Source organism: Streptomyces sp. NPDC002776, assembly GCF_053592195.1.
Window position 1 is genome coordinate 645,192 of record NZ_JBSFVG010000001.1, and the last position, 14,379, is coordinate 659,570.

The following is a 14,379-nucleotide window of genomic DNA, read 5'->3' on the forward strand; positions in this document are numbered from 1 at the left end:
CTCGATGGCTCAGACCGCGGCCGGGTCCTCCTCGACGAGGAGGTTGCGGGTGCGGTTGGGGTCGACCGGAATGCCGGGGCCGATCGTGGTGGTGATGGCGGCCTTCTTGATGTAGCGACCCTTGGCGGCGGACGGCTTCAGACGGAGGATCTCCTCCAGGGCCGCGCCGTAGTTCTCCACCAGCTTGCTGTCGTCGAACGACGTCTTGCCGATGATGAAGTGCAGGTTCGAGTGCTTGTCGACGCGGAACTCGATCTTGCCACCCTTGATGTCGTTGACAGCCTTGGTGACATCGGGGGTGACGGTGCCGGTCTTCGGGTTCGGCATCAGACCACGCGGACCGAGCACGCGGCCGAGGCGGCCGACCTTGCCCATGAGGTCCGGGGTGGCGACGACGGCGTCGAAGTCCAGACGGCCCTTCGACACCTCGTCGATGAGCTCGTCGGCGCCGACGATGTCGGCGCCCGCGGCACGAGCGGCCTCGGCACGGTCACCGGTCGCGAAGACCAGGACCCGGGCGGTCTTACCGGTGCCGTGCGGGAGGTTCACGGTGCCACGGACCATCTGGTCGGCCTTGCGCGGGTCGACACCCAGACGGAAGGCGACCTCGACGGTGCCGTCGAACTTGGTCGTGGAGGTCTCCTTGGCGAGACGGACGGCCTCGAGCGGGGCGTAGAGCTTCTCCCGGTCGATCTTGGCGTCCGCAGCGCGGAGAGACTTGCTGCGCTTGCTCACTACTGCTCCTGGGGTTTTCTTAGGAGTCGTGGTCCGGGCCGAGCAGGCCCTGCCACTACTGCTGGTCTACGAGGTTGGGGCTCAGCCCTCGACCGTGATGCCCATGGAACGGGCGGTGCCGGCGATGATCTTCGACGCGGCGTCCAGGTCGTTGGCGTTGAGGTCGGGCATCTTGGTCTCGGCGATCTCGCGGACCTGCGCCTGGGTGATCTTGGCGACCTTGGTCTTGTGCGGCTCGCCGGAGCCCTTCTCCACGCCCGCGGCCTTGAGGATCATCTTGGCGGCCGGCGGCGTCTTGGTCACGAAGGTGAAGGAGCGGTCCTCGTAGACCGTGATCTCCACCGGGATGACCCAGCCACGCTGCGACTCGGTCGCGGCGTTGTAGGCCTTGCAGAACTCCATGATGTTGACGCCGTGCTGACCCAGCGCGGGGCCGACCGGCGGAGCCGGGTTGGCGGCACCGGCCTGGATCTGGAGCTTGATGAGCCCCGTGACCTTCTTCTTCTTGGGAGGCATAGCTCTCCGGGTCCTTTCGAATCGGGTGTGCCGCCACCCGGGTCGCGTCCCGGATGAAGGCATACCGCACAACGATAACGGGTATAGATGCGCGGCCAAAAACCGAGCAGGTCAGGCGCCCACATGAGCGTTCGCCTGACCTGCTCGGAAGCGTGAGATCTAGTTCTTCTGGATCTGGTCGAACGACAGCTCGACCGGGGTCTCGCGACCGAAGATCTCCACCAGACCCTTGACCTTCTTGGAGTCGGCGTTGATCTCGTTGATCGTGGCCTGGAGGGTGGCGAAGGGGCCGTCGGTGACGGTGACCGAGTCGCCGACCTCGAAGTCCAGCACCTGGACCTCGACCTTGCGCTGCGGCGCCGGCTTGCCCTCGGCCTCGGCGGCCTCGCGGGCTGCCTTCTCCTCGGCCTCGGGGGCGAGCATCTTGACGATCTCGTCCAGGGTCAGCGGGTACGGGTCGTAGGCGTTGCCCACGAAGCCGGTGACGCCGGGCGTGTTGCGGACGACGCCCCAGGACTCGTTCGTGAGGTCCATGCGGACCAGGACGTAACCCGGGAGCTTGTTCTGCTTGATCGTCTTGCGGTCGCCGTTCTTGATCTGGACGACCTCTTCCTGCGGCACTTCGGCCTGGAAGATGTAGTCCTCGACGTTCAGCGAGACGGCGCGCTGCTCCAGGTTGGTCTTCACGCGGTTCTCGTAACCGGCGTAGGTGTGGATGACGTACCACTCGCCGGGCAGGGTCCGCAGCTCTTCGCGCAGGGCGGCGACGGGGTCGGCCGGCTCGGCCGGCTCTTCCTCGGCTTCGGCTGCGGCCTCGATCTCGGTCTCGTCCTCGGCCTCTTCGGCCTCGTCCTCGACGTGGAGGGCCGCTTCCTCCGCGGGCTCGCCGGCCTCGGCGTCGGCAGCCTCGACCTCGTCCAGGTCCTCGTCCGCGCCCTCGACGATGTCGAGCTCGTCTTCGACAGTCTCGTCGGGCTCGATGGCGTCGTTCAGGTTCTGGTCAGACACGGTGGCTGCTTCTTCCTGGATACATAGGGGTGGTACATGCGAAAAGGGGCGCCGGTAACCGCGGCGCCCTTCGCTCTGTGCTCAGCCGAAGATGTACTTGGCGGCGTGGTCGAGCCCATAGTCAATCACGGTCACCAGGCCGATCATGATGACGACGAAGACAATCACCACGGTCGTGTAGGTCGTCAGCTGGCTGCGCGACGGCCAGACGACCTTGCGCAGCTCGGCGACGATCTGGCGGTAGAAGAGGGCAAGACGCTTCAGCGGACCCTTCTTGGCGCGCTTTCCGCCCTTGCGGGTCTTCCGGGAATCCGGCGCCTCGTCCTCGGCATCAGGCATGTCGATGGAGCCCACGGCGTCCGTCACTCGTCCTCACCTGATTCCGGGTCGTGGCCGTGCCGCGCCCGGTCTGAGCCGCACGGCGGTGCATTGCTGTACGTACCTGCGCACACATCCTGGCGAAGGTGTGTGTAGCAGGGCCGGAGGGACTTGAACCCCCAACCGCTGGTTTTGGAGACCAGTGCTCTACCAATTGAGCTACGACCCTTTGTGTGTTCCCCAACGTACCGCATCCACACGGGTGCTCGGTGTGCACCGTACGAGTGCGGGCTGCTGGAGGCCAACGAGGAGAGAGTGTACGTGTTCTCAAGCGCCTCGTCGAACAGAAAGTGCCCCGTGGGAGCCGGGGAGATGGAAGATCGCCCAGCGTGCGCGGCGGATCCGGACGGTTGTTCAGCTGTTGTTCAGTCCGTGAAACCCGCGTGCCGGAGCAGTTTCCGGTCTGAAACGATGGGCTCCATGAGCGCTGCAACCCCTCCCACCGACCGCCGGGTCTCCGCCCGAGTCGGCGCGATCTCCGAGTCCGCCACCCTCGCCGTGGACGCCAAGGCCAAGGCTCTCAAGGCCGCCGGGCGTCCGGTGATCGGCTTCGGCGCCGGTGAGCCCGACTTCCCGACCCCGGACTACATCGTCGAGGCCGCCATCGAGGCGTGCAAGAACCCGAAGTACCACCGCTACACCCCGGCCGGCGGTCTGCCCGAGCTGAAGGCCGCGATCGCCGCGAAGACGCTGCGGGACTCCGGCTACGAGCCCGAGGCCTCGCAGATCCTCGTCACCAACGGCGGCAAGCAGGCCATCTACGAGGCCTTCGCCGCGATCCTGGACCCGGGCGACGAGGTGATCGTCCCGGCGCCGTACTGGACGACGTACCCGGAGTCGATCCGGCTGGCCGGCGGTGTCCCGGTGGAGGTCGTCGCGGACGAGACGACCGGCTACCGCGTCTCCGTCGAGCAGCTGGAGGCGGCCCGTACGGAGCGGACGAAGGTCGTCCTGTTCGTCTCCCCCTCCAACCCCACCGGCGCGGTCTACAGCGCCGCGGACGCCGAGGCGATCGGCCGCTGGGCCGTGGAGCACGGCCTGTGGGTGATGACGGACGAGATCTACGAGCACCTGGTCTACGGCGACGCGACCTTCACCTCGCTGCCCGGGATCCTGCCGGAGCTGCGGGACAAGTGCGTCGTGGTCAACGGTGTCGCCAAGACGTACGCGATGACGGGCTGGCGGGTGGGCTGGATCATCGGCCCGAAGGACGTGGTGAAGGCGGCGACGAACCTCCAGTCGCACGCCACATCGAACGTCTCCAACGTCGCCCAGGTCGCGGCGCTGGCCGCCGTCGCCGGTGACCTGGACGCCGTCGCCACGATGCGCGAGGCGTTCGACCGGCGCCGCAAGACGATCGTGCGGATGCTCAATGAGATCGACGGCGTGGTCTGCCCGGAGCCCGAGGGCGCCTTCTACGCGTACCCGTCGGTGAAGGGCCTGCTGGGCAAGGAGATCCGCGGCAAGCGTCCGCGCAGCAGCGTGGAGCTGGCCGAGCTGATCCTGGAGGAGGCCGAGGTGGCGGTCGTCCCGGGTGAGGCCTTCGGCACGCCGGGCTATCTGCGGCTGTCGTACGCGCTGGGCGACGAGGATCTCGTCGAGGGTGTCTCGCGGATCCAGAAGCTGCTGGCGGAGGCGAAGTAGCCGAGACCGCTGCGGGCAGGGCACCTGGGGCTTCCCGGGTGCCCTGTTCCTTTGTGCTTCCTTTGTGCGAGCAAGACCACGTACGGGGAAAGCGCTACCGGGGCGGCCCGGACGTGCGGCAGGATCCTGGGATGGAGCGTGTACGTGATCTCTCTCAGCTGCCGAAGGCCCATCTGCACCTGCACTTCACCGGTTCGATGCGCCCCGCCACCGTTCTGGAACTGGCCGACAAGCACGGCGTGCGGCTGCCCGACGCGCTGACGGAGGCCCTGACGAGCGGGGAGCCGCCGAGCCTGCGGGCGACGGACGAGCGGGGCTGGTTCCGTTTCCAGCGGCTGTACGACGCGGCGCGTTCGTGTCTGCGGGAGCCGGAGGACATCCAGCGGCTGGTGCGGGAGGCCGCGGAGGAGGATGTGCGGGACGGCTCGGGCTGGCTGGAGATCCAGGTGGACCCGACCTCGTACGCGCCTCGTCTGGGCGGGCTGATCCCCGCTCTGGAGGTCATCCTGGACGCGGTGGAGACGACGTCGCGGGAGACGGGCCTGGGGATGCGGGTCGTGGTGGCGGCGAACCGGATGAAGCATCCGCTGGACGCGCGGACGCTGGCGCGGCTGGCGGTGCGGTACGCGGACCGGGGTGTGGTCGGCTTCGGGCTGTCCAACGACGAGCGCCGGGGCATGGCGCGGGACTTCGACCGCGCGTTCGCCATCGCGCGGGAGGGCGGTCTGCTGTCCGCTCCGCATGGCGGTGAGCTGGCGGGCCCGGCGTCGGTGCGTGACTGTCTGGACGACCTGGACGCGCACCGGATCGGCCACGGGGTGCGTGCGGCGGACGATCCGCGGCTGCTGAAGCGGCTGGCGGACCGGGGTGTGACGTGCGAGGTGTGCCCGGCGTCGAACGTGGCCCTGGGCGTGTACGAGAAGCCGGCGGACGTGCCGCTGCGCACGTTGTTCGAGGCCGGGGTGCCGATGGCGCTGGGCGCGGACGACCCGCTGCTGTTCGGTTCGCGGCTGGCGGCGCAGTACGAGATCGCCCGCCGGCACCACGCCTTCACGGACGCGGAACTGGCGGAGCTGGCCCGGCAGTCGGTACGGGCGTCGGCGGCGCCGGAGGACGTCAAGGCGCGGCTGCTGGCCGGGGTGGACGAGTGGCTGACTCGCCCGGTCGCCTGAAGTGGGCGTACGGCGGATACGGCTTGAAGCAGATCAGGACCTCGTAGGGGTGCCCGCCGCCGGGCGGCTGGGCCAGCGGCAGTCCCGTCATCAGCGCCGAGTGCCCTTGAGCGACCCGCTTGTGGTGCGGCCCGAAGCCTGCGGCGTGGGCGAAGCCGACGGCGGTGTCGGCGAACACGTCCCGGCTGCCGAACAGGAAGAACGTACGGGCGTGCGTGGTGTGGCGCAGCTCGTCGCGGTCCCGCCGGGCCTGCCAGGTCCGCGCGTCCCGGGCGGTGCGCGCCTCGTCGGTGCGGGCGGTCAGGGGAGTGCCCCCGCGCAGCTTGCGGCGGAGTACGGGCCACTGGCTGGGGCGCAGTCCGAGGGTGTGGTGGGCCAGGACGAGGTCGACCCGCTCGCCCCAGCCTTCGTCGGGCGGGACGCCGTCGCGCAGCGGGATGTGGACGATGGTGTGCCGGGAGCAGGCGGCGAAGGAGAACAGGCCCGCCAGCCGGCTGAGTCCGTCGTGGTCGCCGAGCAGCAGGCCGATGGGGTCGGGCGCCGTCAGTGAGGTGTGCCGCAGGGTGGTCCGGGGCTGGACCACGCGGTGTGCGTGGGGTCCGGTCCGCGGCCTGAACTCGGTCAGCCTCAGCCGCATGCGCGATGCCTCATGGCCCCAGGGTCGGGGCTGCCCGCCCTCTCCCGCAACGGAGATTGGGCCGCGAAAGAGCCGCGCTTACAGGCTCTACAGGCTGACGCCGACCGTCACCGGCTCGTTGACCAGGGTGATTCCGAAGGCCTCGCGGACTCCGGCGACGACCTCGCGGGCGAGTGCGAGCAGGTCCTCGGTGGTCGCCGTGCCCCGGTTGGTGAGGGCGAGCGTGTGCTTGGTGGAGATGCGGGCGGGCCCGCTTCCGTAGCCCTTGGTGAAGCCCGCCTTGTCGATCAGCCAGGCGGCGGAGGTCTTGGTGTGCCCCTCCCCCGCCGGGTAGGCCGGGGGCTCCACCGTGTCGCCGAGCCGCTCGTGCACGCGTGCGTGGAAGGCCGCGAACTGTTCGTCGGTGAGGATCGGGTTGGTGAAGAAGGATCCGGCGGACCAGGTGTCGTGATCCTCGGGGTCGAGGACCATGCCCTTTCCGGCCCGCAGCTTCAGGACGGTCTCGCGGGCGTCGGCGAGCGGCACCCGGTCGCCGGGCTCGACGCCGAGGGCGCGGGCGGTCTCGGCGTACTTGATCGGCCCGGACAGTCCGTCCGCGTCCTCCAGGGCGAAGCGGACGCGCAGGACGACGTACCGCTCGGGGTCGGCCTTGAAGCGGCTGTGGCGGTAGGAGAAGGCGCACTCCTCGTTGGTCAGCGTGACGGTCTCGCCGTGGTGGCGGTCGTAGGCGGCGACCTCGGTGATCGTGGCGGAGACCTCCTGGCCGTACGCGCCGACGTTCTGGATCGGGGTCGCACCCGCCGAGCCGGGGATGCCGGCCAGGCATTCGACGCCGGCGAGTCCGGCCTCGACGGTGCGGGCGACGGCGTCGGTCCACACCTCGCCTGCGGCCAGTTCCAGGCGGGTGCCGTCGAGCTCGACGCCCCGGGTGGCGATGGCGAGGGCGGTGCCCGCGAAGCCCTTGTCGCCGATGACCAGGTTGGAACCACCGCCGATGACCAGCAGGGGGGTGCCCGCGGCGTCGGCCTCGCGGACGGCGGCGATCACCTCGGCGTCGGTGGTGGCGGTGATCAGCCGGGTGGCGGGTCCGCCCAGGCGGAAGGTGGTCAGCGGGGCGAGGGGGGCGTCGTGGAGTTCCTGCACGCGCTCAAGGGTACGAGAACGGCCCCACCGGTCCGGGCGGGGCCGCTCCGTTACGTCGTCCAGGACTCAGCCCAGCCGGCGGATCGCCTCGGACCAGTCGAGCGGGAGTTCGTCGCCGCGCACCGTCCAGGTGACGAACTTCGCGTCCCGCATCAGGGGGGCCAGGTCCCGGGAGGCCGGGGCGTGCGGGCCGGAGCGGGCGAAGGTCTTCAGGGCCTGGGGCGACTCCCAGGCGGACAGGGTCCAGAAGGTCCGCCGCAGGGGCTGCGCCCTGAGGGTGGCCCCGTAGGCGCCGGGGGCGCGGCTGACCTGGCGCCACACGCCCGGGGTGCGCAGGAAGAACTTCAGCGCGCCCGCGAGGGTGCGGGTCTCGAAGCGGGAGGCGAAGACGTGCACCTCGGCGCCGTGCTCAGGGGTGTGCGGAGCGGTCCAGGGAAGAGTGGGCATGACGTTCTCCTCAGCGTCCGGCGGTCTCGAGCACGGGGGCGGGGGTGTCCGGGGTCCCGGCGGGCTCGGTGTGCCTCCGGCCGGGGATGATCAGGGCGGCGACACCGGCGAGGGCCACCAGCGCGGCGCCGGTTACCAGGGCGGGCTTCAGTCCGTCGACGAAGGTCTGTCCGGTCTCGTAGCCGCCTTGGGCCGCGAAGATCGACGACATGATGGCGATGCCGAGCGCGCCGCCGACCTCGCGCAGGGCGTTGTTGGCGCCGGAGGCGATGCCCTGCTCGCCGGCCCGGACGCTGGACATGACGAGGGCGGAGGCGGGTGCGAAGAACAGGGCCATGCCGATACCGCTGATGATCAGACCGGGCAGCTGGATGCCGTAGGAGGCGTCCGCGGTGATGACCCAGGCCAGGTAGCCGAGGCCCGCGGCCTGGAGGAAGAGGCCGGTGGCGACGACGGGGCGGCCGCCGATCCGGTCGGAGAGGATGCCGGCGATCGGCGCGACCAGCATCGGCATGCCGGTCCAGGGCAGCATCCGCAGGCCGGCCTCGGTGGGCGAGTAGCCGAGCACGCCCTGCATGTACTGGCTGAGCAGGAAGATCGAGCCGAACATGCCGAGGAACATCAGCATGCTGGCGGCGTTGATCCCGGAGAAGGCGCGGGAGCGGAACAGCCGCATCGGGAGCATGGGGTTCTTGGCGCGGGTGCTGTAGAGGACGAACCCGGCGAGCAGCGCCCCTCCGGCGAACAGGGCGGTCAGGACCGAGGGCGCGGTCCAGCCGTCGGCGGGGCCGCGGACCAGGCCGTAGACGATGCCGAAGAGGCCACCGCTGGCGAGGAGGGTGCCGGGGAGGTCGAGGGCGGCGCCGGTGCCGTGCGACTCGGCGAGGCGGAGGCGGGCGAGCGGGAGCAGGATCAGGCCCAGCGGAACGTTCAGCCAGAAGATCCACTGCCAGGAGATGTGTTCGGTGAGGCTGCCGCCGATGAGCGGCCCGGAGGCCACGGCGAGGCCGTTGACGGCTCCCCATATCCCGAACGCCATCCCGCGCTTGGCGGCGGGCACGGCGGCCGTCAGCAGGGTCAGCGTCAGCGGCATCATGATCGCCGCGCCGACGCCCTGCACCGCGCGGGCGGCGATCAGGGAATCGATGCCGGGGGCCATGGCCGCGCCGGCGGAGGCGGCGGTGAAGATCGTGATGCCGACGAGGAAGAGCCGGCGGCGGCCGAACCGGTCGCCGAGCGCCGCGCCGAACATCAGCAGGACGGCGAAGGTGAGGGTGTACGCGCTCACCGTCCACTCCAGGTCGTGCAGCCCCCCGCCGAGGTCTTCGCGGATGGAGGGCAGCGCGGTGGTGACGACGAGGTTGTCGAGGGCCGCCATGAATCCGGCGACGCTGGTGATGACGAGAGCCCAGACGGGCCCTCCGCGAGGTGCGGTCTGCTGTGACATCTCTCCCCCAGAGGGTGCTCACGCGGCATGGTTAGTTATTGATGACTAACTTTTACGATCATGAAAAGGCGCCGGAAACGCCTCTCCCTGGCGTCAGTGTTCGAGCCGCCCCTTGGTACGGGCGGCCGGGTAGAGCCCTTCCCACACCCGGTGCTCGGGCGGGAATCCCATGGCGACCAGGCAGTTGACGAGCATCCCGTACGCCATGAAGGTCGTCGTCTCCTTGACGTCGGCGCCCAGCGGCAGATGGACGGTGTCCCACAGCCGCATCCAGCCCTCGCGCACCGCGGCGCCGAGCTCCAGCTCGCCCTCCCGCTCGGCGGCCGCCACGGCGACGTACATCTGCATCTGCATGAGCAGCTGCTCAGGATGCTCCGCGATGACCTTGGTGTACGCGTCCGCCATGGCATGCAGGGCCTCCTCGCCCTCCAGCCCCTCGGACGCTTCCGAGAAGGTGCGGATGGAGTCATCCAGACACCGCTCCGCCGCCGCCAGGAAGATCGCCTTCTTGCCCGGGAAGAGCCGGAAGAGATACGGCTGCGAGACACCGACCCGCTTGGCGATCGTCTCGGTCGACGTCCCGTGATAACCGGTGCGGGCGAACTCGCCCATCGCGGCACGGATGACGCTCTCGCGCCTCTCTTCTGCGCTCATCCTGACCATGCCGGTAAGTTAGTACTCAATCACTAACTGAGTCAAGGGCGAGGGAACCGGGCCAACCCCCCACCCGTTGGGGCCGGTAGGGGGCCGCAACGCCGTAAGGGGCGCCCCACCATGGAGAACGCCCCTTACCTCACCCCCAGCGCGCGTGCCGTCAGGCCAGTCGTACGACCGCTCTGGACATGCCGAGCACCTTCTGGCCCGCGCTGGTCGCCGTCAGGTCCACGCGGACGGTGTTGTCGTCGAGCTTGGCCGCGACCTTGCCGCTGACCTCGATCGTGGCGCCCTGGTCGTCGTTGGGGACCACGACGGGCTTGGTGAAGCGGACGCCGTACTCGACGACCGCGCCCGGGTCACCGGTCCAGTCCGTCACCACGCGGATCGCCTCGGCCATGGTGAACATGCCGTGCGCGATGACGTCCGGCAGCCCGACCTCCTTGGCGAACTTCTCGTTCCAGTGGATCGGGTTGAAGTCGCCCGAGGCGCCCGCGTACTGGACGAGCGCGGCACGGGTCACGGGGAACGTCTGCGCGGGCAGCTCGGTGCCGACCTCGACGTCGGCGTACGAAATCTTCGCCGTCATGGGATTGCTCACGCCTCCTCGGCCGCGCGGGCGACCAGCTTCGTCCAGGCGGTCACGACGTGCTCGCCCGCCTCGTCGTGGACCTCACCGCGGACGTCCAGGATGTCGTTGCCGGCGAGGGACTTGATCGCCTCGATGGTCGAGGTGACCGTGAGCCGGTCGCCGGCCCGGACCGGGCGGGCGTAGGCGAACTTCTGGTCGCCGTGCACCACCCGGCTGTAGTCGAGGCCGAGCTGGGGGTCGGCGATGACCTCTCCGGCCGCCTTGAAGGTGATGGCGAACACGAAGGTGGGCGGGGCGATCACATCGGGGTGGCCGAGCGCCTTGGCGGCTTCCGGGTCGGTGTACGCCGGATTGGCGTCCCCCACCGCCTCCGCGAACTCACGGATCTTCTCGCGGCCGACCTCGTAGGGGTCGGTGGGCGGATAGGTCCGCCCGACGAAGGACTGGTCGAGCGCCATGGGCTCGGCACCTCCTGGAGTCAGCGTGTGGTTTCCCGGGATCTGCGAACCGGCCGTCGACCGGCCGACGAAACGACACGAGGCCGCCCCCGGAGTGCGGGGACGGCCTCGTGTACGAGCCTGATTTATCGCGTTTCGCGGTGCGCGGTGTGCGCATTGCAACGCGGGCAGTGCTTCTTCATCTCAAGACGGTCCGGGTTGTTACGCCGGTTCTTCTTGGTGATGTAGTTCCGCTCCTTGCACTCCACGCAGGCCAGCGTGATCTTCGGGCGGACGTCGGTGGCAGCCACGTGAGTGCTCCTTGACGAACGGATAGGACATTAACGCAAGCAAGAGTAGCCGATCGAAGGACCGACCCCGCAATCGGCTACTGTCAGTAGCGGTGACCGGACTTGAACCGGTGACACAGCGATTATGAGCCGCTTGCTCTACCGACTGAGCTACACCGCTGTGATGCGATCAGTTCCCGCCTTGCGACGGGAACCTCTCACACCAGAGCCCCAATACGGAATCGAACCGTAGACCTTCTCCTTACCATGGAGACGCTCTACCGACTGAGCTATTGGGGCGAGCGATGAAGACATTACACGCTCGGCAGCCGTTCACCCAAATCCGTTTCGCGGCGCCCTCGGCACCCTGTTCCGGCGCGCTTCCCAGGCGCCTCGGCCGCCCCCGCCGTAGGCCATCGCCCCAGCTCCCGCACGGCGGACCACACCGGTACGACTATTGCGCTCCTCCCGGCCGCGAGCGGATCACCGTCCTAGGCTCGACGCACTCTGCGTGATCTTGCGTCCCCGCGCAGTCCGCCGCGCAGCCCGAGCAGCGAGCACCTGGAGCGCGATGCCCGACAGCCAGCCCCAGCCGCATCATTCGTCGTCCTCGTCGTCGTCCCCGGGGTCGTCCGGTCCGTCCGATCCGGCCGCCCTGCTGCTCTGCGGGGCACGGCTCGCCGACGGCCGGACCGTGGACGTCCGGCTGGGCGGTGGTCGCATCGAGGCGGTGGGCACGGCGGGAAGCCTGGCGGCGAGCGGCACGCGCGCGTGCGGCTCGCGGGTGGACCTCACCGGCTACCTGCTCCTGCCGGCCCCCGCCGATCCGCACGCCCACGGCGACACCGCCCTCTCCGCCGACGCGGACGGCCCGGTCTCCTACGACCCCCAGGACGTCCAGCGCCGGGTCACGGAGGCGGCTCTGCTGCAGCTCGGCCACGGCGCGACCGCGGTGCGGGCCCACGTGCGGGTGGGCGACGTCCCGGGGCTCGGCGCGCTGTCCGCCGTCCTGCGCGCCCGGCGCTCGCTGCGCGGGCTCACCGAGCTGACCGCGGTGGCGATGCCGCGGCTGCTGACCGGCGTGGCCGGGGCGGACGGGCTGGCGATGCTGCGGGACGCGCTGAAGATGGGCGCGTCGGTGGTGGGCGGCTGTCCGGATCTGGATCCCGATCCGACGGGGTACGTGGAGGCGGTCCTGGAACTGGCCTCCGAGCACGGCTGCCCGGTCGACCTGCACACGGACGCCGACGACCCGGCGCGGCTGTCCCGGCTGGCGGCCATGGCGGGCGGCCTGCGCCCCGGCGTGACGCTCGGCCCGTGCGGCGGCCTGGGGCGCCTCCCGGCCGACGCGGCGGCCCGGACGGCGGACCAACTCGCCGCGGCCGGCGTGACGGTGGTGTGCCTGCCGCAGGGCGGCTGCGGCGGCGTGGAGCAGCGCGGGACGGCGCCGGTACGGCTGCTGCGCGCGGCCGGGGTGCGGGTGGCCGCGGGGAGCGGGGCGCTGCGGGACGTGTCCAACCCGGTGGGCCGCGGTGACCCTTTGGAGGCGGCGTATCTGCTGGCGTCCCGCTACGGGCTGAGCCCCGAGGACGCCTACGACACGGTGAGTTCAGGGGCGCGGACGGTTCTGGGTCTGCCCGAGGTCCGGGTCGAAGCGGGCTTTCCGGCGGACCTATTGGCGGTGCGGGGGGATCGGCTGGCGGGGGCGTTGTCGCTGGCGTACAGCCGGATCGTGGTGCATCGGGGGCGCGTGGTGGCGCGGACGAGCGCGGTGCGGGAGTACTGCAACTCCGCGGCGGCGGTGGAGTTGGGGTTGCCCCGGCAGGGGCGGGGGGAGGTTTCCTGAGGCGGTGGGGGCCGGGTTTCGAGGGTGGGCGGGGTGGCATCGTCGGGGCCTGTGTGCGCGGAGCGCAGGGCTTGTCGCGCTGGGTAAGTGGCGCTGAGCGGCGTCGGGGTGAGGCGTGGGGCCCACGTCGGGGCGGGTGCGGTTCCGGGGCGGTGCCGGTCGGGCCGCGCTCTGGGGACTCATGCGGCGGATGCAGCCGCCCGGGCGTACGGTCGAAGACATGCGCACAGTCATCGCTGGAGGTCATGGTCAGATCGCGCTGCGGCTGGAGCGGCTGCTCTCCGCGCGCGGGGACGAGGTCGCGGGCATCATCCGCCGCGCCGAACAGGGCGACGATCTGCGGGAGGCGGGTGCCGAACCGGTGCTGCTGGACCTGGAGTCGGCGACGGTGGAGGAGGTCGCGGCACATCTGCAGGGGGCGGACGCGGCGGTCTTCGCTGCGGGCGCAGGGCCGGGCAGCGGATCGGCCCGCAAGGAGACAGTGGACAAGGACGCGGCGATCCTGTTCGCGGACGCGGCGGTGCGGGCGGGTGTGCGCCGGTACGTGATCGTGTCGTCCATGGGTGCCGACCCTCAGCACGAGGGCAGCGAGATCTTCGACGTGTACCTGCGGGCGAAGGGCGAGGCGGACGAGTACGTGCGCGGCCTGACCGCACTGGACTGGACGATCCTGCGCCCCGGCGCGCTGACGGACGACGCCGGCACGGGCCTGGTCCGCCTGGAGGCCCACACGGGCCGCGGCCCGATCCCGCGCGACGACGTGGCCGCCGTACTGGCGGAGCTGATCGACACCCCGGCCACGGCCGGGCTGACCCTGGAGCTGGTCAGCGGCTCGGCTCCGGTGTCGGTGGCGGTGAAGTCGGTGGCGGGCAACTGAGACCGCCGAGCCCTCAGAACAGCGGCAGCTGACCGGGGAACTCGGGCACGACGTACCCGTCCAACGACGGTTGCGCGGCGCCGAGTTCCGCGGGCCGCCGAGAACCGGCGCACGAGACGAGTTCCCCGCTGCTCCGCGCACCGGGCGGATCGTGCCGCGCGAACCGCCCGGCAACCACGGCGATCTCCCGACGGCACTCGGGGCACCTTCTGCGTCGAGTGGTCATGGGGCCAGTCTGCCCGGGGAACGGCCGCACACGAAGAGACCCCCTCAGCTCTGTGTTTCCACAGTGCTGAGGGGGTCTTCCCCGAAGTGGCGGCGCCAGGATTCGAACCTGGGAAGGCTGAGCCGGCAGATTTACAGTCTGCTCCCTTTGGCCGCTCGGGCACACCGCCGGGGTTGTTGTCCTTCGAACTGCCTTTCGGCTGCGTTCCCCGGCAACGACGTAAACAATACCCGATGCCGAGGGGTGGTCCGCCACCCGATTGATCTCCGCCCCGGGGACCGGGGATGGCTAGGCTTATCCGGATGCGGCCCGGGTTGCACACCGGGCTCG

General features: G+C 70.4%; 17 protein-coding genes and 4 tRNA genes. 4 read left to right on the forward strand and 17 right to left on the reverse strand.

From position 1 onward, the window contains the following. Positions 1–9 precede the first annotated feature (9 nt). The 5 genes from rplA to ACWD11_RS02965 form a co-directional block, all read right to left on the reverse strand. Positions 10–735, reverse strand: a complete 726-nt coding sequence (gene rplA / locus ACWD11_RS02945) for a 50S ribosomal protein L1 (protein ID WP_389415436.1) — start codon at positions 733–735, stop codon at positions 10–12. 81 nt (positions 736–816) lie between these two features. Further along, on the reverse strand, positions 817–1,251 hold the full coding sequence (rplK, locus tag ACWD11_RS02950; RefSeq protein ID WP_250070948.1) for a 50S ribosomal protein L11: 435 nt from the start codon (positions 1,249–1,251) through the stop codon (positions 817–819). Positions 1,252–1,410: 159 nt separating this feature from the next. After that, positions 1,411–2,259, reverse strand: a complete 849-nt coding sequence (gene nusG, locus ACWD11_RS02955) for a transcription termination/antitermination protein NusG (protein ID WP_451280873.1) — start codon at positions 2,257–2,259, stop codon at positions 1,411–1,413. A gap of 81 nt (positions 2,260–2,340) precedes the next feature. After that, positions 2,341–2,625, reverse strand: coding sequence for a preprotein translocase subunit SecE (gene secE / locus ACWD11_RS02960; RefSeq protein WP_389415438.1), 285 nt, complete (start codon positions 2,623–2,625; stop codon positions 2,341–2,343). 108 nt (positions 2,626–2,733) lie between these two features. After that, positions 2,734–2,806, reverse strand: a tRNA-Trp gene (locus tag ACWD11_RS02965). A gap of 251 nt (positions 2,807–3,057) precedes the next feature. On the opposite strand from ACWD11_RS02965, the gene ACWD11_RS02970 reads away from it, so the two are divergent. Together ACWD11_RS02970 and ACWD11_RS02975 are read left to right on the forward strand one after the other, a co-directional pair. Continuing rightward, complete coding sequence (locus ACWD11_RS02970) at positions 3,058–4,281, forward strand: pyridoxal phosphate-dependent aminotransferase (protein WP_389415439.1); 1,224 nt, start codon at positions 3,058–3,060, stop codon at positions 4,279–4,281. A 131-nt stretch (positions 4,282–4,412) separates the two neighbouring features. Beyond that, positions 4,413–5,453 (forward strand): adenosine deaminase, encoded by a 1,041-nt coding sequence (locus tag ACWD11_RS02975; RefSeq protein ID WP_389415440.1) that lies wholly within the window; start codon positions 4,413–4,415, stop codon positions 5,451–5,453. On the opposite strand, the gene ACWD11_RS02980 is transcribed toward ACWD11_RS02975, so the two are convergent. The 10 genes from ACWD11_RS02980 to ACWD11_RS03025 all read right to left on the reverse strand — a co-directional run bounded on the left by ACWD11_RS02980 (position 5,398) and on the right by ACWD11_RS03025 (position 11,400). Next, positions 5,398–6,090, reverse strand: coding sequence for a hypothetical protein (locus ACWD11_RS02980; RefSeq protein ID WP_389415441.1), 693 nt, complete (start codon positions 6,088–6,090; stop codon positions 5,398–5,400). The genes ACWD11_RS02975 and ACWD11_RS02980 overlap by 56 nt on opposite strands. Positions 6,091–6,177: 87 nt before the next feature. After that, positions 6,178–7,296, reverse strand: a complete 1,119-nt coding sequence (locus ACWD11_RS02985) for a UDP-N-acetylmuramate dehydrogenase (RefSeq protein WP_389415641.1) — start codon at positions 7,294–7,296, stop codon at positions 6,178–6,180. 3 nt (positions 7,297–7,299) lie between these two features. Then, positions 7,300–7,680 carry a DUF3291 domain-containing protein gene (locus tag ACWD11_RS02990; protein ID WP_389415442.1) on the reverse strand — a complete coding sequence of 127 codons (381 nt, stop codon included), beginning with the start codon at positions 7,678–7,680 and terminating at the stop codon, positions 7,300–7,302. A 10-nt stretch (positions 7,681–7,690) separates the two neighbouring features. Beyond that, complete coding sequence (locus tag ACWD11_RS02995) at positions 7,691–9,127, reverse strand: MFS transporter (RefSeq protein ID WP_389415443.1); 1,437 nt, start codon at positions 9,125–9,127, stop codon at positions 7,691–7,693. A 93-nt stretch (positions 9,128–9,220) separates the two neighbouring features. Next, positions 9,221–9,790 carry a TetR/AcrR family transcriptional regulator gene (locus ACWD11_RS03000; RefSeq protein ID WP_451280876.1) on the reverse strand — a complete coding sequence of 190 codons (570 nt, stop codon included), beginning with the start codon at positions 9,788–9,790 and terminating at the stop codon, positions 9,221–9,223. A 151-nt stretch (positions 9,791–9,941) separates the two neighbouring features. Beyond that, positions 9,942–10,370 (reverse strand): MaoC family dehydratase, encoded by a 429-nt coding sequence (locus ACWD11_RS03005; protein WP_389415642.1) that lies wholly within the window; start codon positions 10,368–10,370, stop codon positions 9,942–9,944. 8 nt (positions 10,371–10,378) lie between these two features. Next, positions 10,379–10,831 carry an FAS1-like dehydratase domain-containing protein gene (locus ACWD11_RS03010; protein WP_389415445.1) on the reverse strand — a complete coding sequence of 151 codons (453 nt, stop codon included), beginning with the start codon at positions 10,829–10,831 and terminating at the stop codon, positions 10,379–10,381. Between the two features lie 125 nt (positions 10,832–10,956). Continuing rightward, complete coding sequence (gene rpmG, locus ACWD11_RS03015) at positions 10,957–11,121, reverse strand: 50S ribosomal protein L33 (RefSeq protein WP_003948671.1); 165 nt, start codon at positions 11,119–11,121, stop codon at positions 10,957–10,959. 87 nt (positions 11,122–11,208) lie between these two features. Further along, positions 11,209–11,281 (reverse strand) — tRNA-Met (locus ACWD11_RS03020). A 46-nt stretch (positions 11,282–11,327) separates the two neighbouring features. After that, a tRNA-Thr gene (locus tag ACWD11_RS03025) sits at positions 11,328–11,400 on the reverse strand. Between the two features lie 271 nt (positions 11,401–11,671). On the opposite strand from ACWD11_RS03025, the gene ACWD11_RS03030 reads away from it, so the two are divergent. Together ACWD11_RS03030 and ACWD11_RS03035 are read left to right on the forward strand one after the other, a co-directional pair. Continuing rightward, positions 11,672–12,946: an amidohydrolase family protein gene (locus ACWD11_RS03030; RefSeq protein ID WP_451280878.1), complete on the forward strand. Its 1,275-nt coding sequence runs from the start codon at positions 11,672–11,674 to the stop codon at positions 12,944–12,946. A gap of 220 nt (positions 12,947–13,166) precedes the next feature. Continuing rightward, positions 13,167–13,823, forward strand: coding sequence for an SDR family oxidoreductase (locus ACWD11_RS03035; protein WP_451280880.1), 657 nt, complete (start codon positions 13,167–13,169; stop codon positions 13,821–13,823). A 13-nt stretch (positions 13,824–13,836) separates the two neighbouring features. Here the strand turns inward: ACWD11_RS03035 and ACWD11_RS03040 are convergent, their stop codons facing one another. Both ACWD11_RS03040 and ACWD11_RS03045 read right to left on the reverse strand, forming a co-directional pair. Beyond that, a complete protein-coding gene (locus ACWD11_RS03040; protein ID WP_250070935.1) occupies positions 13,837–14,049 on the reverse strand; it encodes a hypothetical protein in 213 nt (70 codons plus the stop codon). 87 nt (positions 14,050–14,136) lie between these two features. Continuing rightward, positions 14,137–14,218: transfer RNA gene (locus ACWD11_RS03045), tRNA-Tyr, on the reverse strand. Positions 14,219–14,379 lie beyond the last annotated feature (161 nt).

Excerpts from the sequence above, each read along its gene's own strand:
- rplK (WP_250070948.1), bottom strand. The coding sequence starts at position 1,251 with ATGCCTCCCAAGAAGAAGAAGGTCACGGGGCTCATCAAGCTCCAGATC.
- ACWD11_RS02970 (WP_389415439.1), top strand. The coding sequence starts at position 3,058 with ATGAGCGCTGCAACCCCTCCCACCGACCGCCGGGTCTCCGCCCGAGTC.
- ACWD11_RS02975 (WP_389415440.1), top strand. The coding sequence starts at position 4,413 with ATGGAGCGTGTACGTGATCTCTCTCAGCTGCCGAAGGCCCATCTGCAC.
- ACWD11_RS02980 (WP_389415441.1), bottom strand. The coding sequence starts at position 6,090 with ATGCGGCTGAGGCTGACCGAGTTCAGGCCGCGGACCGGACCCCACGCA.
- ACWD11_RS02990 (WP_389415442.1), bottom strand. The coding sequence starts at position 7,680 with ATGCCCACTCTTCCCTGGACCGCTCCGCACACCCCTGAGCACGGCGCC.
- ACWD11_RS02995 (WP_389415443.1), bottom strand. The coding sequence starts at position 9,127 with ATGTCACAGCAGACCGCACCTCGCGGAGGGCCCGTCTGGGCTCTCGTC.
- ACWD11_RS03000 (WP_451280876.1), bottom strand. The coding sequence starts at position 9,790 with ATGGTCAGGATGAGCGCAGAAGAGAGGCGCGAGAGCGTCATCCGTGCC.
- ACWD11_RS03005 (WP_389415642.1), bottom strand. The coding sequence starts at position 10,370 with ATGACGGCGAAGATTTCGTACGCCGACGTCGAGGTCGGCACCGAGCTG.
- ACWD11_RS03010 (WP_389415445.1), bottom strand. The coding sequence starts at position 10,831 with ATGGCGCTCGACCAGTCCTTCGTCGGGCGGACCTATCCGCCCACCGAC.
- ACWD11_RS03030 (WP_451280878.1), top strand. The coding sequence starts at position 11,672 with ATGCCCGACAGCCAGCCCCAGCCGCATCATTCGTCGTCCTCGTCGTCG.
- ACWD11_RS03035 (WP_451280880.1), top strand. The coding sequence starts at position 13,167 with ATGCGCACAGTCATCGCTGGAGGTCATGGTCAGATCGCGCTGCGGCTG.
- ACWD11_RS03040 (WP_250070935.1), bottom strand. The coding sequence starts at position 14,049 with ATGACCACTCGACGCAGAAGGTGCCCCGAGTGCCGTCGGGAGATCGCC.